This is a genomic window from Acidocella sp., from assembly GCF_013044125.1.
In the GTDB taxonomy this organism is placed as follows: domain Bacteria; phylum Pseudomonadota; class Alphaproteobacteria; order Acetobacterales; family Acetobacteraceae; genus Acidocella.
In genome coordinates, this window is the sequence record NZ_JABEVC010000067.1 from 1 (window position 1) to 19,994 (window position 19,994).

The following is a 19,994-nucleotide window of genomic DNA, read 5'->3' on the forward strand; positions in this document are numbered from 1 at the left end:
CATCCACGGCCTTCCGGTTGCCAGAGAAACGGCCATTCCGGCGGCTATGGCAGTCTTGCCCGCAGAGGGCGCGCCAATCATCGCGGCAAGTTCTCCGTGACCCAGCCACCCGGCGATCAATTCCGGTGTTGCATCAAGAGAGAACTCTGAAACTTGGCGCGATTGAAACCTTTTCCGCGCGGCGGGCGGCGGCGCAGTATCAGCATCAAAGGAATTTGCTGCAAGTTCATTGCGCCACTGCGACACGTCAACGCCTTCACTTTCGGCATGCTTCAGCAGTCTCTGCCAGCCGCATTTATACGGCGGATTTATTGATGCAATCGCTTCCTCCGCCGCATCATCTGCAATGACATCATCATATCTCTGGCACCAATCAAAAATTGCAGGCTCTACAAGAGCACGGTTTTTATCCCCAGCCGCCCCAAAGGCAGCGGCAATACAGCCTACCCAATCGCCACGCCTGCCATGCACGGCCTCAGTGTTTGGCATCATGCCTAGCAACGCAATCACGGCTTCAACGCCGCCAGGAGCGAGCAGAGTATCCTGATTCGGTATCTCACCACTGTCACCAGCCGCCGCGCGGTGGCGTTCTTCCGGGGCTTCAATAACTGCCCTGCACTCTGAAAGAAACTCGCTAATCTCTTGTTCGGTGACTTCTGGCAGGTTATCGCGTTCAAAATCTTTGCCGGGGGTCCTGTCCCAAACGTATTCCGCGCCGCTCGGATGCGTGCCAAATGCGACAAAATAATTTTGACTGCCTAAAATCTCTATAGCGCGGCTGTACGTTTTTGAATGGTCCGCGCCTTGAATACTCCGTTTTCCCGGCGCACCCTCTGACGCACGGAGCAGCAATAACTTACGCGGGCTGTTTGGACGGCTTCGCACTGGCGCATCGTGCCAGCGTTCAATGGCAAGAGCATAAATCTTTTCAGCATCCTGCGGATCATCGCAATCAATATCTATAGCGCGAAGCCCAGTGCATAAAATTCCGGTGCTTAAAGCATCAACCGTTGCGGAACCTGATATTCCGATATTCGTAGGCCAACCAATCTGAAAAGGATTTTTGCCTCCTGTTTGCACCGCGACAGGTTGAAAATTAGATGCAAATAAACGCTCTCGAATATCGTTTACGGTATTGACAATACTAGGTTTTTCGTCTATATTTAACATGTAGAGACTTTCGATTTTTGAGTGTGAAAAAAATATAACCCCTGCTCGATTTATCAGATCGAGCGGGGTTCTTTTTGCGTGGTCATGGCATCAATTTATTTTCTGCGAAGTGCTCATAACGATTCGGGATTCAATCCAAGAATCAAGATCGCATTTTCGGTAGCCGATGGCTTTTGCCGAGAGGCGCACCATGGGTGGCCCATTGCCGACACAGGCGGCACGATCTAAAAATTGTTTTGAAAGCCCGATGTATTTTGCGGCTTCGGGGCGGCGTAAAAGTTGAGTTTCAGACATGAATATATAAAGTTCCTTTCGATTATGCACCATTGCAAACAATACAATAGCACGAAAAAGGAAAAACGCCTATACGTTAGGTCTTTATGTAGCCCCCGATAAGCACGACAACCTATTGATATATATAAATAAATAAATAAATCAGGATATGTTATCCAATAAAACAGTGAGTTAGCTTCGCATAAACTCAAACCTTTAGGGTTTTATGCGAATCTAGCTCACTGTTTGTTGTAAAACGCATAGCGGCTATGCACGTTTTAATTCTACAATATCCGCGCTCTTGCCTCGCATTGCCGCTTCAAGTTTTCCGGCAATACCAGCCGCCGCCATTTTCATCGGATCACTTTGCAAATGGGCATAACGCGCTGTTGTAGCCGCCTGGGAGTGTCCTAATAACTTGCCTATCATATGCAGTCCCTCGCCACTTGAGGCACCCACCGAGGCGAAAGCGTGGCGCAAATCGTGTATCCGCACGTCATCGAGTCCCGCCGCCTTGCGGATGCCGTACCATTGCTTTTCGAGGTTCACTAAATGCGTTCCTGACTTTTGCCCGATGATGGCAAAAGGATTGCCCGCGACACGCTCAAGAGATTGTAGAATTTCTAAGGCGGGCGGTGGCAGGTGTAGTGTTTTGGCTCCTGTTTTAGAATCGGATAAGTTTGCCTCTCCCCGCTCAAAATCGACGTGCTGCCATTGTAGCGTTAAAATCTCATTCTTTCTCGCGCCCGTGAATAGCAGTAACTTTATAGCGGCTCGTGCATAAACCGCATCGCAGGCGGCTATAGCAGGTCCCAGCCGCGCCAATTCATCCGCCGAGAGCATCCGGGAGCGTGCCGTTTCTTTATATTTTTCAATGTGGTTGCACGGGTTGCTATGATCTGGCCGTAGCCCCCATGACTCCGCTTTGTTTAGCATCGACGACAGAACAGCCAATACTCGATTTGCCTGATACCGTGTTCCCCGCAAACTGCGATGTAGCTTCGAGACATCAGCCCGCGTTAATTCAACGATCCGCAGTTTTCCTAGTGTCGGCAGAATGGCGTTATCAATTAAACGCTGATATTCAGCCGCCGTTCGATCTTTCCGCATTGCCCGCACATGGTCATCCATGAAGCGCACGGCTAGGTCTGCCATGGTTTCTGCGGCGCGCAATTCTTTCTTAATGGCTGCCGGATCAGCCCCCTGTGTCACCTGCCCCAAAATACGCTTGGCTTCATCGCGCGCTTGTTCGGGAGTCCAGGGACTCCCATGCCGTCCGATGGTGTACTTGCGATATGGGGCCTTCCTGCCACCTGCACCCGCGCGGTAGCCGAGTATATAGGTCTTTTCACCGCCGCAACGGCACCGCAGCCCGAAACCTTTAATTTCTGAATCCCATAGCATCGCCTCGCCTTTGGCGGGGGGCTGCATGGCGTCAACGGAGCGGATTGTAATCTTGGCTTTCATTGCGGTTCCTAATGCGGTGCTACCCAGTATCGGGCCGGGTAGCACCGGGGGAGCACGGGGTTTCAAATTGCCGATAATCTCTGCAAATGATTATATCAGGAAAACCCTAGAAACTCAAGCAATCGCCTAGCGTCTAATACTAACAGACAATTAGAAATAATACGGAACGTCAAACTCTTAATCAGCTTGTCGTAGGTTCGATCCCTACAGCACCCACCATCTTTTCAATGACTTAGCGGCTTTTTTGGTTTCAGTCCTGAAACGGGACTGAAGCCGCGTAACGGCTGCGGACTCGGTTTATGTTGAATGCCGCCAGTCTGGCCGGATACGCCGGATGATGGGGGAGCTGAAAAGCGCTGGAAATCGGCGGAAACCCTGCTGTTCTCAGGTTGTTCCCTTGTGCGCGGGCGCGCGCGTGAACATGCGCGCTTGCGGGTGTACAGGTGTATGGGCAGGCGCTTATATATGTATATGTATTCTAACTACTTATAATATATAACTTTTTTTAAAGAACTAGCCAAAATATCTTATACACCTGAAGTGTATGGAAGGTGTACGCGGTGTACAAAGCCGCCGGGGCGTTCTCATTTCGCCGAATCCGGCTATGCTCGGCCGATGCGCCATGATCTGACAAAGTCGGTTATCGATTCGCTCACCTGCCCGCCGGGTAAAAAGGATGTCCTGGTGTTCGATTTGAAGTTGCCGGGCTTCGCGGTCCGCGTGACCGCGAACGGGGTGAAGGTGTTTCTGGTGCAATACAGCCGGGGCGGCCGAACCAATCGGGTGACGATCGGGCGAATGGGTGTGGTGACGCCAGCCGAGGCCAGGCGGAAAGCGTTGGAGCTGATCGGGGCGATCCAGGGCGGCGGCGACCCGGTTGCGGAGCGCAGAAGCGCCAGCGCGGCCCTGGAAGCCGCTGAGGCTGAGCAGGCGCAGAGGGCCGAGGAACGCCGCAAAGCCGATGAGTTCACCGTGGCGCGGCTGCTTGACACCTGGCAGGCGATCAAACTGAAGGACCGGAGCGAGAGCTACCGGCGTGAAGCCCCGCGCGTGGTGCGGCGGTTGCTGGGCGATCTCGAGCACGCGCCGGCGGCATCGATCAGCACGGCGGCGCTTCAGATTATTATTGACCGCGAGATTGAACGGGTGCCGGTGCAAACCATAGATGCGCGGGCCTGCGGGAAGGCGGCTTGGAATTGGGCGATGAAGCGCGGCCTGGTGCAGGCAAACCCCTTCGCGAACGTGGTGATAGAGCGCCGCGTGAAGTCGCGGGACCGGGTGTTGACTGATGCCGAGCTGGCCGACACATGGCGCGCGGCAGCGGCGAAGCCCTATCCGTTCGGCCCGGCGGTGCAGATTTTGGTGCTCACCCTTCAGCGGCTCTCTGAGGTGACTGGCATGCGATGGTCCGAACTTGCGCCGGACCTATCGACCTGGACGATACCGGCGCCACGGTCAAAAAACCGGCGCGCGCATGTGGTCCACCTGGCTGATCCTGCCCGCGAGATATTGACCGCCCTGCGGGACCGCCGGGACATGCTGGCGGCGGCTCGAAGGGCCGAGCGGGCAGGGCGGGGGGATGGCACGGATGATGTGTTCGATAATGACTTGATATTCAGCACCACGGGCAAAACGCCTGCCTCGGGCGTCGGCCGGGCGCGCCGGTCGCTCGACCCGGAAGTGCTTGACGATGAGAATGCGCTTTCACGCGAACGGCGTTCGCCGGGCGCTAAGAAAATGGCCAAACCGGCCACGGTGCGGACGCGGACAGATTGGCGGTTTCATGACTTCCGGCGCACCGGGGTTTCCAAGCTGGCGGAGCTGGGCATACCGCCGCATGTGGCGGACCGGGTGTTGAACCATGTGACAGGCTCGATCCAGGGCGTGGCGGCCGTCTACCAGCGGTTTGAATTCCTGCCTGAGCGCAAGCGCGCGCTCGATGTCTGGGCGGCGCATGTGCTGGCCGTGGCATGCGGGGATGCCCAAGCCTCGAACGTGTTGAAGCTTCCGAATGCGCTGGACAGGGCGCGCGATGGGGCCGCATAGTCCGCCCATGAAGCATGGGGGATGTCATGGGCTTTCGTTTCCGTAAACGCTTTAAGATCGCGCCGGGCATCCGGGTTAACTTATCAAAGTCCGGCGCAAGCCTTTCCGTGGGGAAGCCTGGTTCAACCGTGAACTTTGGGAAGCGTGGCGAGCGCGTAACAACTGGAATTCCAGGGACGGGCCTGAGCTATTCCAAGCAGTTCAGTGCGGACCGGCGGCCAGGCGGTGCAAAGCCGGGACCCTCATTGATGTCCTACGTCATTGCCGCCGCGTTCATCTTCTGGGTGGTTGTTCACTTCATCATTCGATAGCCAGGGGCCGCCAAGCCTTCGTTTTAAAATTGCATTGGCGCGCTTATGCTATGCGCTTACAACATATCTAAAGCTTGATACTGCATAGCATCGCGCCAATGCCGCGCAATGCGCCTTGATGCGTGATTGCCGCCTTGGCCCGTTTTGACGCTCCAAATTAACCCTTGAGTGGCTTCCGGCAAACCTGCTGAAGATAGCGGGTTGCTTGCCGTTTTCGTTCAGGAATTTTGGAGAAGATTAAAATGAGCGTTTTGAAGTTGACCGCGCCGATCAGTGCTCATGGTGCGCAGATTACTGAGTTGACATTCCGCCGGCCGATTGGGCGCGATCTGATCCAGCATGGCTATCCCTTCAATGTGGTGGGACGCGGGAACGAAGTGCAGCGGTCCACCGATATGCGCTCGGTTGCCGGGCTGATCTCGAACCTCGCAGAAATCCCGCCGTCGTCGGTTGAACAGATGAGCTGGTTTGACCTTCAGGAGGCCATGGGAATCGTTCTGGGTTTTTTAGCGATGACCCCGCCGGAGGTGGCTTCGTAGCCGGTGAATTCAAGGCGGATGTTGGTGCGCGTGTCGTAAGTGATTTTTATGACACGGCGTATCATTGGAAAGATATTGACTACGTCATGAAGTTAACCATTTTTGAAATGTATCAGCATCGCTCTGAATTGATCCGCATCTATAAGGAGAATGCCAGATGACCGCGACCTATGAGACAGTGATCGCGGTGGTTGATAAGGCATCCGCGCCGATCCTGAAGATGCAGGAAAAGATTACCGCCTTTGGGCAGTCGGCGGAGAAGGTTGCCAAAATCGGTCCCGGTGTTGAGGGGCGGTTGGTGCAATTGGAGACGGCGGCGCGCAAGGCGCATGTAACAATGTCACCGCCGGAGAAACTCTGGGCGAAGTTCAGCCCGCGCCTTAAAGAGGTGAAGGGAAGTTTTAGTGAACTCACGGCGCAGGCTGGCGAGTTTAGCGGCAAGATCGGGGAGATTTTTCCGATGCTTGCCGGGTTGGGCGCGGCGGGCTCTCTCGCCGGGCTCTTCGAGATGGTGCACAAGTTCGCGGAAAGCACGGAGGTGCTTGACCAGGCGGCGCAAAAGATCGGGATTACCGCCGGCGCGATGCAAACGCTGGACTATGCCGCGAAGCAAACCGGGCTTGATACCGATAGCTTCAACCGGGGTTTGACAATCCTGAACAAGAACCTGGGTGAGGCCGGGACGGGGCAGAATAAAAACCTTAGGTCATTGCTCGATCATTTGCATATTTCCCTGCGGGACACGAAGGGGAACGTGATTGGCGCCGCCGCCGCTTTGCCAGCGCTCGAGAAGGCATTTTATGCCACGCATGACGCCGCGCAAAAGGCGTATATCGCGCAATTGATGTTTGGCCGGTCTGGGCTGGATATGATCCCGTTTTTGGATCAGGGGCCGGATAAGATCGCGGCGCTTCAGGCGCAATTCGCGAAGCTTGGCTACACGCCTACCGGCGCGGACCAGTTGAATTCTGAAAAATTCAATGAGGCCTGGCGCGAGATGGAGACCGCCGTGGGCGGCTTCACCGATGAGCTGGGGGCCAAGCTCATGCCGGTGCTCACGCCGATCATCGATAAAATGACGGACTGGATTGCCGCGAATAAGGACTGGATCGACACTGACATTAGCGGCGCGGTTGAAGATATGGCGAATGACTTTGAAGCGTGGCTGGCTTCGATGGGCGGCATCAAAGGTGTGACCAAGGACATCAAAACATTCGGCCATGACGTGCATGGCATCGTGACTGACCTTGGCGGAGCCAAGACAGTTGGGGCGGCGCTGGGGCTGGTTGAGGTTGCCTCGCTCGCACCGGGCATGATGGCGGCGGCGAAGGCGATCAAAGTTCTTTCTCTGATACTTCTGGATAATCCGGTTGGGATGGCGCTGGCGGGCATCGCTCTTGCCTCGTATGAAATTTATGAACATTGGGCCGATATCACGAAAGCGATTCAGGACGCGATTGATCGTTGGGAAAAGTTCAATTCCGAAACGAATAGCCAACAGGTAACAACTGATACCAATGCGGGGTTGTTCTCGCGTGAGGCTCCATATCTAAATGCCCATAGAACAACGGCGGCCGTGCTTAACCAGCAAACGCCGATCCCTGGTATGCCGGGGAGCGCTGGCAGCTCCAGCGCAGCACAGGCGGGATCGATCCGGGCGGATATTACGCTGAACGGCTTTCCGGCCGGGACCACGGTGAAGGCCACGGGAAGCGGCCTCGTGGCCAAGCCTGTCACCAGGACGGGCACGAACGGCACCATGGCGAATCATCGTGAAAGTTGAGGTGACGACATGAGCTCGAGCCTGTTAAGCTTCCCGTTTGCCCGGCAAAATATGTTCAATACGTTGCTCGCACTGCGGGCGGACAGGGTTGATGCGCTGACCTCGCTTTTGCCGGGAGGTTTGGGCGGCATTGAAGCGCATTTGATGGCGGCGCAGTTGCGGCCTTTGCGCGAGGCAAGCACGGGGCCGGTGCGCCATTGGGCCGCCGGCGGCACGGACAGGGGGTATGATGTTATCAATGGCATCGCGGTTATCAAAATTTGCGGGGTGCTTGTGCACCGGCTGGGCGTTCTGCGGCCTGCCATGGGGATGACCGGCTATGACGGCATCCGCGCGGCCTTCACCAATGCGTTGCGCGATAGGGCGGTGCAGGCGATCGTGCTGGATATTGATAGCCCTGGCGGCGATGTGTGCGGCTGCTTTGACCTGGTGGATAAAATCTACCAGGCGCGGGGCACGAAGCCGGTGCGGGCGATATTGGGCGAGAACGCCTTTTCAGCGGCCTATGCGATTGCCTCGGCCACGGACTGGATCACAGTGCCGCGCACCGGCGGCGCGGGCTCAATCGGCGTTATGATGATGGTGCTGGATATTTCCAAGGCTCTCGCATCGGAAGGTGTTGGGGTGACGGTGATCCAGTTCGGGGCGCGCAAGGCGGACGGAATGCCGGAACTGCCGCTAAGCAAGGCGGCGCGCAAGTTGATGCAGGCGGATGTTAACACGGTGGGCGAGCTCTTCGTCAAAACGGTGGCGCGGAACCGGAAGATGAAGCCGGCGGCGATCAAGGCGCTCGAGGCCAGGACATTCCAAGGGGCGGCGGCATTGAAGGTGGGGCTTGTGGATGGTGTCACCGCGCCGGAAACGGCGTTCGGGCGCTTGGCGAAGGCGCTGCAAGTGAAAAGAACGGGGAGGCTTGGGCGATGATGCACCGGGGTTTTAAGCCGATCATTCCTCTGGCGGCGCAGGCGGTTGAGATGATCGCGCCGGATGCGCTGAAGCTCTCGGCCGCCGCGCAAAAAATCGGCATCGGCGAAGCCGAGTTGCGGAAGCTGGTGAACCGTGGGGAGGGACCGGCTTTCGTGATGATCGGCCGAACCATGCTTTTCCGCCAGGCCACGCTCGAGAAGTGGCTGGCGAAGCGGGAGGCGCAAAGCCTGAAGGTTTTGGCGCGCAACCGGCGGCTGGTGCGGAAGTTTGCGGGCACAACAACGGGGAAAACGAAGGGTAAGGTTTGATGAGAGAGGTATTGGAATTGCCGGATTTGAATTCACCACGGTTCACCACGCTGCGCGGGGTGCTGGATGTGGCGGCGAAGGCCGCGGCCTCGATGCCCTGGCTGGATGCCGGGCCGGTGCGGCGGTGTGAAGAGTTGAAGCTGAACAATGGTTTTGAAGAAGGGAAAATATCATGACGTGCCTGGAACAGTTGCTCGCCTTGCGGCCGGTTGATGAACAACCGGAGACCCTGCAGGGCGCGATCGATGGGATCAAGGTTCTGAAGGAGCAATTCCGGCATGAGGAAAAGCGGCTTTCGCATTTCCGGCAGCATACCATGCTCATGTCACCGATTAAGGAAATCCAAGAGGCGGATGCCCGGCTGCTTGAGCTGGGGCGCGTTCCGGCCCAGGCGGATGAGTTGATCGCCGGGTTGTCGGCCAAACTTCATGAATCGCGCAAGAAGATCATGGTTGCGGAGCTTGCCGCGAAGCGGGCGGTTCTGGCGCGCAAGAAGAATGACCTGCTAAAGCGGTTTCATGCTTTTTATAGGACAATTCCTGAACAGTTTTGCGCGTTTATGGATGAAGATGAGCAGTTGAAGGCGGCGACCGGGCTATACAATTTCGAAGTTGAGCAATGCGGGAAAGAGTTTTTCTACACGGATAATTCCTATACGAAGCCGCCGGAGATCGCTAACCTGTCGCCCGTAAATCTCGATCCTGCCTATGAGGATATCACCATATTGGTGGCTCCGAATTTGGTGGAGCGAGCTTCAAGTCATATTCCGTTGGGGTATTCAGCGGAGACAAAGAAGCGTCTTGCCATTTCCCGAGCAAACCAAGCGCGGGCAGATAGCTGGGCCAAGCTGGCGGGGCAGAAGGTCGAAAATTCGTACTGAGGGACAAGCGGTAGCCTAGGCATCTGCCGCTTGGGGGCCGGGTTGGGTGTTGTCTCCGCTGCACCTGGCCCGGCTCTCGCATTTTAGGGCTTGACGCGATGGCGCAATATGACGCAAGGATTACGCCGGAGCTTCAGAACCTCCTTCAAAGACTAGCCAAGACCATTACTACCGCTATCCCACCCGGGGGCACCGTGCCATGTCCAAGGCGCAAGCCCAAAAGCCGGTGGCGCTACCTTTGAGGCGTTCTGAACCCCCGGGCTTTAGCGGCGTCAGAACCCCTATGCCCGGCAATGCGATCAAAGGGGTTAAGACAATGCAACAGGCATCTGGCCGGGTGTGCCCGGCTTTCAATGACAATCTGCCGCCGGTGCTGGCGGCAAGGCTGGCGACGGCGATGGCCGCGCTGCGGGATGTGAAACTGCCGGATGTGCGGGGGCGCAGCGGGCTTGCCACGGCGTTCGCCAGCTTCCGCCTGGCGCTGCTGGCGCAACAGGTGAGCAGCGGCCCAGGCGGCCGCCGTGGCGGGCAATCTGGCCGGGCTGTTAAGGCAGCGGCGGCGCGGCTGGCGGCGGAGCCCTGCGCCAGCGCCTATGAATACGCCTTGAAGGCGCTGGCCGCCCATGCGCTGGCGCATTTTTGTATCGCCCTGGCCGCGAAAAACCATGATCCGGTGGGGCTGATCGGCGATGCCGAGGCCGTGGCGCAGCTCATGAGCGGGCTGGCGGCGGATGGCATGAACCTGAGCTTTGTGCGCGAAAATTGTGAAGGGAATGCGTGATATGGGTGATGGTGGAAAGGCTACCCCTAACCATAACCCGGCGCATGCCGCGCCTTTGCCGGCATTCAGCGCCGCCGATTGGGTGGAAAAGATGAAGAGGGGTCCTGGCCCTGCGGATCTTTGCCCGAATTCTGAGCTTCCGCACAAGGATGGGGAGCTGCTTGATATGATCGGGGAGGTGCTGGACATGGAGAAGCAAATGGCCGCGATGTATCAGGAGGTTTTTTCGTCGGATATGGGAGAGCGCCTGAGCGCTCAGGATGGGAAATTGCGGAACATACTGCGCCGGGCACGAAAGTTGCCAGCCTTAACGCCTGCGGGGTTGTATGCGAAGGCGCTTTTGGTGAAGCGCAGCAAAACCGGGGCCGCGCTCCTTGCAATGTCGCTGGCGGAAGACCTGGTTAATCTGCCGGAAGTAAGGCGGCTGATTTGGACCGCTGAGGTGTTGTGAGGGGCTGGCACGGGTGATGCCTCTTCGAGGCGCACCGTGTAACTTTAGGGCTATCGCCTCGCAGGGGGCATGCGCATTGATTGCCAGTAAAATCACGAAACATGAAGTTTCTAGCGGCAAATTTTCTATCTTGACTCGATCTGAAATAACCTTCTAGCTCGGTTTGGGGTGGCGCGGTGCGCGCCGTCATGTCTCTTCTCCTATGGGAGACTGCCACCCCGCCCGTTCCATAGGAGCTGCCAATAGGAGGGCGGTGTGACCGATTCGAATCGTAGTCCTGGGCTATCGCCTATCTGCATAGGCGATGAAGCCGCGCGCGTGGCGTGGCGGGAATTGAACCTTGCCCGGCATGGTGCCGGGGTGAGCAACCTTAAAATCCCTAGGATCAAAAATGGAAGTTATACCTGAAGAGTTTTCAAAGTTTGGCGAAGAGCTTATAAAATTGGGCGTTCCGCTCTCGGTTTTGGAAATGACTTTTGATGAAGCATCTAAATCTGAGTATGGGTTGCTTTTAGAAAAAGCTTTTTCCAGCACCATGCCTACTTCCCACATGCTGGATAGCATAGCGGAAAAGTTGCAGTTCCTTAATGATCCCTTGGTGGAAAAGTTGCAGCGCCTCAATGATCCCTTTGGGGAAAAGTTGCTGCGCCTTGAAGAAATCGCGATGATTGGGGGGAAGGCGATTTCTCTAGATTGTAATTTGTTCGACCAAACTGAAGAACAAAAACAAAAAGAAGAAGAGTTTAGAAGGATATCTCTAGAGTTTAAGGAAAATCTGTACCGGAGGGATAGAGAGTCCAGAGAGCGGCGGGATGATCCGCCAGTTCAAAAATCAAAGCCCGGCAGGCAGATTGATGATGTGAGATATATACTTCTCGCGCGGGTGCAAGCTGACATGAGGCGCGGCACGCATATGACCAGGGCGATTAAAGCTGTGCTGCATCTTGTGCCCGGTGATGCGAGTGATGAATCGAAAATAAAATGGTTCAAGCGAGAGTTGGCCACGCGGCGGCTTTCTGGCCACTGATAGGGAGGGAGATATGCGGGAGCATTAATAGCTCCCTTTAATCCTTCTAGGCAACGGGGCGCAATATCGATCTATTGGCGTTCTCTCTAACGCATTTGCACGAAAGGATTACCCTATGACAAAAGAGACGGACAACCAGGCGGGGGGCTCTACCTCGCCGGGGATTATGAACGAAGGACAGGCGGCGAAGTGGCTTGGACTTTCTGAGCGGACGCTTCAGAAGTTCCGGTTAGAGGGCGGCGGCCCGGAGTTCATAGAGCTGACAACGCGCCGGCGAGGATACACCATGGCGGCGCTCGAGGCGTGGGTGGCAACGCGCCGCCGGCGCTCGACATCGGACAAAGCCGCGTGAAAAAGGACATACGCGACATGCGGCCAGTGGTGCTCTGGGGAGGATCGGATTGCACTGATGCGCAGGCTATCAAAAAGGTGCTGGCGGATTTCAGTTGGGCCAACATGGAAGAAATTCCGGGTAAGTTGGAGCACCTTAAAAACGCTTTTGCTGCAACATCTCCTGGCAGGCATCCGTCTCTCGGAGAAATTGATCTGATCCCCGCTTTTGTTGATGTAAGGCGGACAATGGAGGGGATTGCAGGGCAATTTACCAATATCGAATTGCCGCTGCGCCGCTATGAGCGGGCATTGCAAGAGGTTCATTTTGGCAAGGCTGAGGTTTGGGCAGATGGTTCCATCGTCGAATTGAACCATGATGGAAGCGTGAGATATGTCCCCCATTGGTGACGCTGGCGACATCGCCCGGCTACTGGCGGCGCGCATCGAGGCGCTGGCGCGTGAACTGTTCCCGGCCGGGCGGCGTGAAGGCGGTGAGCTGAAGCTTGGCTCGCTGGCTGGCGAGGCTGGGCGCAGTCTCTCGATCTGCCTGCGCGGGGCTAAGGCGGGTGTGTGGTCTGATTTTGCGGGCGGCCTGGGCGGTGATGCGCTCGACCTGGTGGCGCAAGCCCTTTATCGCGGCGACAAGCGCCAGGCGCTCGCCTGGGCGCGGCGCTGGCTTGGGTTGAGCGATGGTGCCGCCGCTGAACCAGCCCGGCCAGCACCAGCACCGCGCGCCGCGAATGACAAGAATGAGGAACGGCGAACGGCGTTCGCCTGGAGGGTGTTTGAGGCCGCAGAGCCGAGAATTGCCAAAACGCCGGTTGATCTCTACTTGCGCCGGCGCGGCATTGACCTGAGCGAGCTCGGGCGGCAACCGCGCGCGCTGCGGTTTCATCCGGCGCTGGCTTGTGCCGAGGTTGGGCGGGAGATGCCCGCGATGGTGGCGGCGGTGACGGGGCCGGATGGACGGTTTGCGGCCGTGCATAGGACCTGGCTGGCGCAAACGCCGGAAGGCTGGGGCAAGGCTGATCTGGCCGCGCCTAAAAAGGTGCTGGGCAGCATGGGTGGCGGCTGCATAAGGCTATGGCGCGGGGCCAGTGGCGTGCCGCTGGCGCAGGCGGCGGATGGTGAGTCGGTGGTGATCTCCGAGGGCCTCGAAACCGGGCTGAGCATCGCCATAGCCTGCCCTGAGCGGCGGATACTCGCGGCGGTGTCGATTGGGAATATGGCGCGCCTGGTGCTGCCTGAGGCGGTGCGGGAAGTGACGATAGCGGCGGATAATGATGCACCGGGGAGCCAGGCCAGCACGGCGTTGCAATGCGCGATTGATCGCTTTGCCCGCGAGGGGCGGGCGGTGAAGGTGGCGCGCTCGCCGATTGGCTCTGATTTTAATGATGCGATGACGGGCCAGGTGTAGAGTGGGGCGAAAACCAAAAAGTACAGTGAAGGCCGCGATTGATGAAGCGCAGCCCGCCGCGCCAAGTGAAACCGATGATGCGGGGCGGAATACGGGGCCGCAGTGGCTAGAACGCAAGTTCAAGATGCTGGAAAATGGGCTGCATTTTCCAAGTGATGAGCGTTTGAAATGGATATGCGCGCCGTTTGAGGTGCGGGCGGAAACCCGTGATGAAGCTGGCGGGTGGGGGCTGCAAATTACATGGCGAAACCGCGACGGGGTGGCGCAGGCAGAGGTGTTTGGCCGTGAATTGTTTGCCGGGGATTGCAAGGAAGTTCGCTTGCGGCTGTCTATCGGTGGGCTTACCCAGGCGGGAGATTCATGGTCACGCCAAAAGCTGGCGGAATATCTGAATGTGGTAAAATCCAGCCGCCGGGCGCGCTGTGTGCGGGCGACGGGATGGCATGCGGTGAATGGCCGGCGGGTGTTTGTTTTGCCTGAGGTGGTGATCGGCGAGGCCGATGAAGATGTGATATTGGCGGCGGATGGGCGAGACCGCGCGCCATTCAACCGCAAGGGAACGCTCGCGGGGTGGCGGGAAACAATCGGGCGGTTTTCTTGCATCAATTCGCGGCTGGTGTTTGCGGTTTCTATCGCGTTTGCCGGGCCATTGCTTGACCTGGTGGGCGAGGATGGTGGCGGATGGAATTTGAAAGGCCCAAGCAGAGTCGGCAAGACAACGGCGCTGCGGGTTGCGGCATCGGTTTGGGGTGGCGATGAATTGCAAGGGGCAAGCGGCTTTATGCGGTCCTGGCGCGCGACGGGGAACGGGCTCGAGGGAACAGCAACCCAGTATAGCGATACATTGCTGTTGCTTGATGAAATGGGCCAAATTGACGCCAAGGAAATTGGTGAAATTTCGTATATGTTGAGTAACGGAAACGGAAAATCTCGCGCGGGACGCGATGGCAGCGCGCGCGCTTCTGCCCGGTGGAGACTGCTATTTTTGAGCTCTGGCGAGGTTGGTTTGGCCGATAAAAACACGGAAGCCCGGCTGAGTACCAAAGCGGGGCAGCAAGTGCGGCTGATTGATGTGCAAGCCGATGCCGGCGCAGGCTGGGGGCTTTATGATGAGTTGCACGGTGACACATCGGCTGAAAAATTCGCCGAGGCGCTACGGCAGGCTTGCCGGGAGAATTTTGGCCATGCTGGTATCGCCTGGTTAGAGTGGATCATCGATAAATCCAGGCGTGATCCAGAATTCTCTTCAACTATTCAGGGGAAAGTGGATGGTTTCGTGGCTGGATGGTTGCGGGCGTTGCCGGATGCTGGCGGACAGGTGCGCAGTGTGGCGCGGCGATATGGGCTTGTCGCGGTGGCTGGCGAGCTGGCGAGCGCGGCCGGGATAACGGGTTGGCCAAAGGGTGAAGCTGAGCGTGCGCTGAAGACAATGTTCGAGAGTTGGCTGGCTGATCGTGGCACGGCGGGGGCCAGTGAGGACATGCAGGCGCGGCGGCAACTGGCGGAGTTTATCTCACGGCATGGGTCGGGACGCTTTGAGACGTGGCATAAGGCTGCACCACGGAAAAATGAACATGACGAAGTGGAGATTGAGGACGTTCTGGATCGAATAAAGACACAGAACTCCGCTGGGTGGCGCAGAGTTGAAGAAAAGGCCGGTGGAGCTGGCAAGGAACTTATTTACTATTTGACCGATGCCGGAATGCGCGATGCGCTGCATGGCTTGGACTTCCGGCCGGCGATCAAGGCGCTTTGCGATGCCGGAATGATTCTTCGCGATCCGGCGGGAAAGTCAATGGTGACACGAACGCCGCCGTTTTCGGGTAAGTCAGTGCGGCTTTATATGGTGCCAGGATCGGTTATTGGCGGTGAGGAAGTTTTGCCCGATTAAGCGGGCAGCGGGGTGGCATTTTTTCGCGCGAAAACGGCTCCTTCGTGGCCGTCGTATTCTCGGAAGATCAATTATAAGTTGATTTTTGCGCGCCGCTCTGGAAATCGAGCGGTGCGCGGCTTTGCCTCGGCCCAGATGGCTGCGGTTTAGGGTGTGAATGGTCAAATTGGCGGAAATTTGCCGATATTTGGTAATTGAGGTGGTCCCTGTTTATACACATTCGGTTTAATGTGTATGCCAATTGGGGCGATGTGTATGGCGAATTTTACTCGGCAACACATTGAAAAATAGACATAAATTAAAATGAAATTGACGCCTTGTACACATGTACACCTTATACACCAAAAAAACAGCATGATATAAGTAAGGGTGTAAAATGGTGCATTTTGGGGTTGCAGATCGGCTTGAAACAGGGCGGCCCTTTTATAGGATAGTAAACTGTAAGTTGTGCTGTTGTCGGGCGGCAAGCGGCAAGAAAAACGGTCAAACTGAAGAGGAATGTGCTATGCTTGGCATTGCTAGAATTCTTTTGGATAGGGTGCGCAATCATGGAGTTCATTTCGTTCGAGAAAATGGCGGCGGCGATCAATGCCGATTTGAAGTCACGGTATTTGGAGAAATTTCCTAAAGCTTGTTCTGCTGCATTGTCGCGGACGGCGGTGCGGTGCAAGCTGGCGATGCAGGATCATATGCGGGCGAATTTTGACCGGCCGACGAAGTGGGCAATCGATGCGGTGCGGGCGGTTCCCGCAACGGTGGAGACAATGAGCTCCGCAGTCTTGCTGCGAGAGTTTAGCAGCAAGGGAACGCCGGCAGAAAAGTATCTTGGCCCGCAAATTATGGGCGGCGGGCGAAGTCTGAAACGGTCTGAGAAGGCGCTGGCATCGGCACAGTATTTGAAGCCGGGCGGCTTTATGATGCCAGGCGATGCGGCAAAAATGGATCAGTTTGGCAACCAGAGTCGCGGCGAGATCGTGAAGATACTCTCAGTGCTGCGCGCATTCGGTGAACAAGGGTATCGGGCAAACCGGAAGAAAGGTTGGAGCAAGAAAACCCGCGTAGGGCAGATATTTGCAGTGCGGCAGGGAAACACACATGCGGGCTTGAAGCCGGGCGTATATCGAAGGACAGATACCGGCGTGGTGTGCTTGATGCGCTTCGTGAGCAAAGCACCAAATTATCGCGTGCGGTTGCCCTTTGATGAGTTGGTGATGGCAGATGCCGCGCGGATCTTCCCGGAAGAGCTCGAGCGGGCTGTTGTTGAAATCGGCAAATAGTCGCGGGTCCCTCCTGGGCATTTTGCTAAACCGGGGTAATTCGAACCCCGGTTGGTGGGGCGCTTTTATGGTGAAAAAATGTGGTTTATGTTTCTGGCTCTGTTGAGGGGCGAGTGTGATTGAGCTGAACCTGAAAGAGATGGCCGCAGCGCTTTCTGTGTCAGTGCCGACGCTATCAACCTGGGTGCGCCGATACCCTGGCTTTCCGGTTATCCAGCACGGTTCAAAGGATCGGCCCTGGAAATTCGATCCTGAGGCCGTGGTTGGCTATATCCAGGCCAGAGACCAGGCTTCCCAGGCAGCCACCCGCGAAAGGAACCGGAAACATGCGGAGATGATCGCCAGCCCCGTGAACGCGCCACGGGCTGGCATGTCGCTTGATGATGAGCTTAAGGTTGCAAAAATCAGGGCGCTGTTGCGGGAGGAAGCCAAAGAGACCCGGCAACTGGTGCCAGTGGCAGAGGTCACACAGGCGCTAGAATGGGTTCTTGGCAGGTTGCAAAATACCATGACTGATCGGCTTCAGCGGATTGTGGCGACGCATAACCTGCCCGACGCCGTGAGGGTCGATTTTCTGCGCTACCTTGATGAGGGTAGCTCGACCTTCATGCGCGAAGTCGATGGGATACTGCGAAGCCCCATGCAGGCGACCTTGTTCTAACCAAGTTTCTGCGGACTCTCTGCGGACTCTTTTGAAATAGAAACCCGTGCGTTTTGCTGCGTTGCAGTGCGTGAACTGACTTCAAGATAATCATGTAACGTTTTGATTAACCGTACTTCTTGCGCTTTGCTGCGTTACAGTGCGCCGCCGTGAATTTAATCTGGTGCCACTCTTAATCAGCTTGTCGTAGGTTCGATCCCTACAGCACCCACCAAACCCAGTTTTTTGTCTGTTTGCAGCGGATGATTCGCCGGCTCCTCGGCGGCAAAAAGTTTCAGTTGTTCAACAAACCAGCGTCCAGCCGGTCCCGGCGGCGTATCGGCGCGGTAGGTGGCTGACATGGGCATAACCTCCCGTCCGTCCGGCTCATCCTCCATTCGTATTTCACATAGCGCCCCCTCGGCGATGTCGCGCGCAACCATCGCCAGCGGCATGCCGCCCCATCCGAGTCCGGCCAGCAGAAACGCATGTTTCGCGCCCAGATCCGCCAGGCGCCAGTTGCGCGGCGACATCACGCGGAACTCCCGCCCGCGGGAAAGCTCCGTGCGGTCGGTCAGCACCAATTGCACATGCCGGGCCAGCTCGCATTGGGGCACCGGCCCGGCAATCCGTGCCAGCGGGTGCGCCGGCGCCGCGACAAATACAATCTTAACCCCCAACAGGCGCTCGCTCACCAACTCCGGCACATTCAGCGGCAGTGTGCCGATCACGCCCAGCTGGCACTGGCCATCCAGCACCGCCTTGGCCACCCCACCCAGTGCTTCCACATAAATGCGCAGCGGCGTTGCGGGGAATCGCTCGCCAAAGGAGGCCGCCGCCTGCGTCAGCACCGCCATCGGGAACATCACGTCGATCGCGACGGAGAGTTCGGGCTCCACGCCCGAGGCCATGCTTCTGGCGCGGGCTTTCAGGGCGTTGAGCGTGTTCATCACCACTCTTGCGTCGGCCAGCAGCAGGCGCCCGGCCTCGGTCAACGCCGGGTAGCGTCCAGAGCGCTCAAACAGCGCCACCCCCACCTGCGCCTCCAAATTGGCGATGGTCTGGCTGATGACCGATTGCGCGCGGTGCAGCCGCCGCCCGGCGGCGGAAAAGCTGCCATCCTCTGCGGCAGCGATGAAGCAGCGCAGTTGATCGAAAGAAACGCCGTCCAGCATTTGGTTTATCCAATCTATCGTTAATAACGATGGTATCTATTATAATATATACAGTTTTTATGGTGGTTTGAAGAGTCTATATCCGCGCCATCGGATCACTTTGAAAGATTTCGCCATGAAGCTTTTGCATATCGACTCCAGCGTGCTCGGCGGCAATTCCGTCTCGCGCGGCCTCACCGCTGATATCGTCGCCCAGCAGAAATCCCTCTACCCTGGGGTGGAAGTCACCTATCTGGACCTGGCGCAGCAGCCGCTGCAACATCTCTCGCCCGCGCATATCGGCGCCATGTTCGGCCACCCGCCGGCTGATGCCGTCGTGCAGGCCGATATCGCCACCGGCGCCGCGTATCTGGAGGCGCTGTTCGCCGCCGACATCATCGTCATCGGCGCGCCGATGTACAACTTCAGCCTGCCCACGCAGTTGAAGAGCTGGATCGACCGCATGCTCGTGGCCGGCAAAACCTTCAAATATAACGAGGCCGGGGTTCCTGTCGGGCTGGTTCCCGCCGGCAAGAAGGTTTTCATCGCCTCCTCGCGCGGCGGCGTGCACAGCGCCGGTTCGCCGACCGCCTTCCTTGACCATCAGGAAACCCTGCTGAAAGCCACGCTCGGCTTCATCGGTCTGAGCGATGTCACCATCATCCGCGCCGAGGGTGTCGCCGTACCGGAGCTAAAACCCGCCGCCATCGCCGCCGCGCAGGCGCAGATCGCCGCCCTGGCCGCCTGAACCACGAAAGCTTACACAAATGAACATTAAAACCCTGGCGCTCGGCGCGGCAATTCTCGCCGCTCCCGCCCTTGCTCACGCGCAGAGCATCCCGCCGCTCAACACCAACCCCGCCGCCGTTCCCGCGGCAACTTACACCGTCGAGCCCACTCACACCCGCGTGCTGTTCGCGGTCTCGCACATGGGCTTCACCACCTGGTACGGCCAGTTCACCAATGTTTCGGGCACGCTGAACCTCAACCCGAAGGCGTTGTCCTCCAGCTCGTTTGACATCACCATCCCCGCCAACACCATCTCCACCAGCAACACCAAGCTGGATGGCGAGTTGAACAGCCCGGAATGGTTCAACACGGCGAAGTATCCAACAATCGAGTTCAAGTCGGAGAAGATTGTCCGCACCGGGCGCGACACGGCCAAGGTGACCGGCGAGCTGACCTTCCACGGCGTCACCCGGCCCGAAACCCTGGACGTGACCTTCAACGCCTCGGGCGTGAACATGCTGAGCAAGCAATACACCGTGGGCTTCAACGCCACCGGCCATATCAAGCGCAGCGACTTCAACCAGAAAACC

The 19,994-nt window shown here is 57.4% G+C and carries 22 protein-coding genes; 18 read left to right on the forward strand and 4 right to left on the reverse strand.

Annotation, left to right across the window (positions count from 1 at the left end):
* The 3 genes from HKL97_RS03950 to HKL97_RS03960 form a co-directional block, all read right to left on the reverse strand.
* Window positions 1–1,170, reverse strand: a 1,170-nt coding sequence (locus HKL97_RS03950; RefSeq protein ID WP_291422802.1) for an AAA family ATPase, incomplete at its 3' end; no start/stop codon positions are given.
* A gap of 90 nt (window positions 1,171–1,260) precedes the next feature.
* Window positions 1,261–1,464, reverse strand: coding sequence for an AlpA family transcriptional regulator (locus HKL97_RS03955; RefSeq protein ID WP_291422803.1), 204 nt, complete (start codon window positions 1,462–1,464; stop codon window positions 1,261–1,263).
* A 246-nt stretch (window positions 1,465–1,710) separates the two neighbouring features.
* The gene (locus HKL97_RS03960) at window positions 1,711–2,910 is read right to left on the reverse strand and encodes a site-specific integrase (protein WP_291422804.1); all 1,200 of its coding nucleotides are present in this window, start codon (window positions 2,908–2,910) and stop codon (window positions 1,711–1,713) included.
* 615 nt (window positions 2,911–3,525) lie between these two features.
* Here HKL97_RS03960 and HKL97_RS03965 point away from each other — a divergent pair.
* From HKL97_RS03965 to HKL97_RS04040, 16 genes are all read left to right on the forward strand, one after another.
* Window positions 3,526–4,956, forward strand: a complete 1,431-nt coding sequence (locus HKL97_RS03965; protein ID WP_291422805.1) for a site-specific integrase — start codon at window positions 3,526–3,528, stop codon at window positions 4,954–4,956.
* A gap of 26 nt (window positions 4,957–4,982) precedes the next feature.
* Window positions 4,983–5,267 (forward strand): DUF4236 domain-containing protein, encoded by a 285-nt coding sequence (locus HKL97_RS03970; RefSeq protein WP_291422806.1) that lies wholly within the window; start codon window positions 4,983–4,985, stop codon window positions 5,265–5,267.
* A 242-nt stretch (window positions 5,268–5,509) separates the two neighbouring features.
* Window positions 5,510–5,806, forward strand: coding sequence for a phage tail assembly protein (locus tag HKL97_RS03975; RefSeq protein ID WP_291422807.1), 297 nt, complete (start codon window positions 5,510–5,512; stop codon window positions 5,804–5,806).
* 157 nt (window positions 5,807–5,963) lie between these two features.
* Window positions 5,964–7,589: a phage tail tape measure protein gene (locus HKL97_RS03980; protein WP_291422808.1), complete on the forward strand. Its 1,626-nt coding sequence runs from the start codon at window positions 5,964–5,966 to the stop codon at window positions 7,587–7,589.
* A 9-nt stretch (window positions 7,590–7,598) separates the two neighbouring features.
* Window positions 7,599–8,513 carry a S49 family peptidase gene (locus tag HKL97_RS03985; protein ID WP_291422809.1) on the forward strand — a complete coding sequence of 305 codons (915 nt, stop codon included), beginning with the start codon at window positions 7,599–7,601 and terminating at the stop codon, window positions 8,511–8,513.
* Entirely contained in the window at window positions 8,510–8,824 is a 315-nt protein-coding gene (locus tag HKL97_RS03990) for a helix-turn-helix domain-containing protein (RefSeq protein WP_291422810.1), read from the forward strand. The genes HKL97_RS03985 and HKL97_RS03990 overlap by 4 nt, the downstream gene beginning before the upstream one ends.
* A complete protein-coding gene (locus HKL97_RS03995) occupies window positions 8,824–9,000 on the forward strand; it encodes a hypothetical protein (RefSeq protein WP_291422811.1) in 177 nt (58 codons plus the stop codon). Before HKL97_RS03990 ends, HKL97_RS03995 begins: the two co-directional genes overlap by 1 nt.
* A complete protein-coding gene (locus HKL97_RS04000; RefSeq protein WP_291422812.1) occupies window positions 8,997–9,704 on the forward strand; it encodes a hypothetical protein in 708 nt (235 codons plus the stop codon). Before HKL97_RS03995 ends, HKL97_RS04000 begins: the two co-directional genes overlap by 4 nt.
* Before the next feature lie 316 nt (window positions 9,705–10,020).
* Window positions 10,021–10,485: a hypothetical protein gene (locus tag HKL97_RS04005; protein WP_291422813.1), complete on the forward strand. Its 465-nt coding sequence runs from the start codon at window positions 10,021–10,023 to the stop codon at window positions 10,483–10,485.
* A 1-nt stretch (window position 10,486) separates the two neighbouring features.
* Entirely contained in the window at window positions 10,487–10,936 is a 450-nt protein-coding gene (locus HKL97_RS04010; protein ID WP_291422814.1) for a hypothetical protein, read from the forward strand.
* 391 nt (window positions 10,937–11,327) lie between these two features.
* A complete protein-coding gene (locus tag HKL97_RS04015; RefSeq protein ID WP_291422815.1) occupies window positions 11,328–11,963 on the forward strand; it encodes a hypothetical protein in 636 nt (211 codons plus the stop codon).
* A gap of 303 nt (window positions 11,964–12,266) precedes the next feature.
* Window positions 12,267–12,704 carry a hypothetical protein gene (locus HKL97_RS04020; RefSeq protein WP_291422816.1) on the forward strand — a complete coding sequence of 146 codons (438 nt, stop codon included), beginning with the start codon at window positions 12,267–12,269 and terminating at the stop codon, window positions 12,702–12,704.
* Window positions 12,688–13,713, forward strand: coding sequence for a toprim domain-containing protein (locus tag HKL97_RS04025; protein WP_291422817.1), 1,026 nt, complete (start codon window positions 12,688–12,690; stop codon window positions 13,711–13,713). The genes HKL97_RS04020 and HKL97_RS04025 overlap by 17 nt, the downstream gene beginning before the upstream one ends.
* A 25-nt stretch (window positions 13,714–13,738) precedes the next feature.
* Window positions 13,739–15,604 (forward strand): DUF927 domain-containing protein, encoded by a 1,866-nt coding sequence (locus HKL97_RS04030; protein ID WP_291422818.1) that lies wholly within the window; start codon window positions 13,739–13,741, stop codon window positions 15,602–15,604.
* Window positions 15,605–16,152: 548 nt separating this feature from the next.
* Window positions 16,153–16,881: a hypothetical protein gene (locus HKL97_RS04035; RefSeq protein ID WP_291422819.1), complete on the forward strand. Its 729-nt coding sequence runs from the start codon at window positions 16,153–16,155 to the stop codon at window positions 16,879–16,881.
* Window positions 16,882–16,996: 115 nt separating this feature from the next.
* A complete protein-coding gene (locus HKL97_RS04040) occupies window positions 16,997–17,542 on the forward strand; it encodes a terminase small subunit (protein ID WP_291422820.1) in 546 nt (181 codons plus the stop codon).
* Between the two features lie 176 nt (window positions 17,543–17,718).
* Here the strand turns inward: HKL97_RS04040 and HKL97_RS04045 are convergent, their stop codons facing one another.
* A complete protein-coding gene (locus HKL97_RS04045) occupies window positions 17,719–18,696 on the reverse strand; it encodes a LysR family transcriptional regulator (protein WP_291422821.1) in 978 nt (325 codons plus the stop codon).
* A gap of 115 nt (window positions 18,697–18,811) precedes the next feature.
* Between HKL97_RS04045 and HKL97_RS04050 the strand changes: the two genes are divergently transcribed.
* Window positions 18,812–19,423 (forward strand): FMN-dependent NADH-azoreductase, encoded by a 612-nt coding sequence (locus tag HKL97_RS04050; RefSeq protein ID WP_291422822.1) that lies wholly within the window; start codon window positions 18,812–18,814, stop codon window positions 19,421–19,423.
* A 19-nt stretch (window positions 19,424–19,442) separates the two neighbouring features.
* The coding region (locus HKL97_RS04055) for a YceI family protein (protein WP_291422823.1) at window positions 19,443–19,994 on the forward strand (552 nt) is incomplete at its 3' end.

Coding starts and splice junctions, on each gene's coding strand:
- HKL97_RS03955 (WP_291422803.1), bottom strand. CDS start 1,464: ATGTCTGAAACTCAACTTTTACGCCGCCCCGAAGCCGCAAAATACATC.
- HKL97_RS03960 (WP_291422804.1), bottom strand. CDS start 2,910: ATGAAAGCCAAGATTACAATCCGCTCCGTTGACGCCATGCAGCCCCCC.
- HKL97_RS03965 (WP_291422805.1), top strand. CDS start 3,526: ATGCGCCATGATCTGACAAAGTCGGTTATCGATTCGCTCACCTGCCCG.
- HKL97_RS03970 (WP_291422806.1), top strand. CDS start 4,983: ATGGGCTTTCGTTTCCGTAAACGCTTTAAGATCGCGCCGGGCATCCGG.
- HKL97_RS03975 (WP_291422807.1), top strand. CDS start 5,510: ATGAGCGTTTTGAAGTTGACCGCGCCGATCAGTGCTCATGGTGCGCAG.
- HKL97_RS03980 (WP_291422808.1), top strand. CDS start 5,964: ATGACCGCGACCTATGAGACAGTGATCGCGGTGGTTGATAAGGCATCC.
- HKL97_RS03985 (WP_291422809.1), top strand. CDS start 7,599: ATGAGCTCGAGCCTGTTAAGCTTCCCGTTTGCCCGGCAAAATATGTTC.
- HKL97_RS03990 (WP_291422810.1), top strand. CDS start 8,510: ATGATGCACCGGGGTTTTAAGCCGATCATTCCTCTGGCGGCGCAGGCG.
- HKL97_RS03995 (WP_291422811.1), top strand. CDS start 8,824: ATGAGAGAGGTATTGGAATTGCCGGATTTGAATTCACCACGGTTCACC.
- HKL97_RS04000 (WP_291422812.1), top strand. CDS start 8,997: ATGACGTGCCTGGAACAGTTGCTCGCCTTGCGGCCGGTTGATGAACAA.
- HKL97_RS04005 (WP_291422813.1), top strand. CDS start 10,021: ATGCAACAGGCATCTGGCCGGGTGTGCCCGGCTTTCAATGACAATCTG.
- HKL97_RS04010 (WP_291422814.1), top strand. CDS start 10,487: ATGGGTGATGGTGGAAAGGCTACCCCTAACCATAACCCGGCGCATGCC.
- HKL97_RS04015 (WP_291422815.1), top strand. CDS start 11,328: ATGGAAGTTATACCTGAAGAGTTTTCAAAGTTTGGCGAAGAGCTTATA.
- HKL97_RS04025 (WP_291422817.1), top strand. CDS start 12,688: ATGTCCCCCATTGGTGACGCTGGCGACATCGCCCGGCTACTGGCGGCG.
- HKL97_RS04035 (WP_291422819.1), top strand. CDS start 16,153: ATGGAGTTCATTTCGTTCGAGAAAATGGCGGCGGCGATCAATGCCGAT.
- HKL97_RS04045 (WP_291422821.1), bottom strand. CDS start 18,696: ATGCTGGACGGCGTTTCTTTCGATCAACTGCGCTGCTTCATCGCTGCC.
- HKL97_RS04050 (WP_291422822.1), top strand. CDS start 18,812: ATGAAGCTTTTGCATATCGACTCCAGCGTGCTCGGCGGCAATTCCGTC.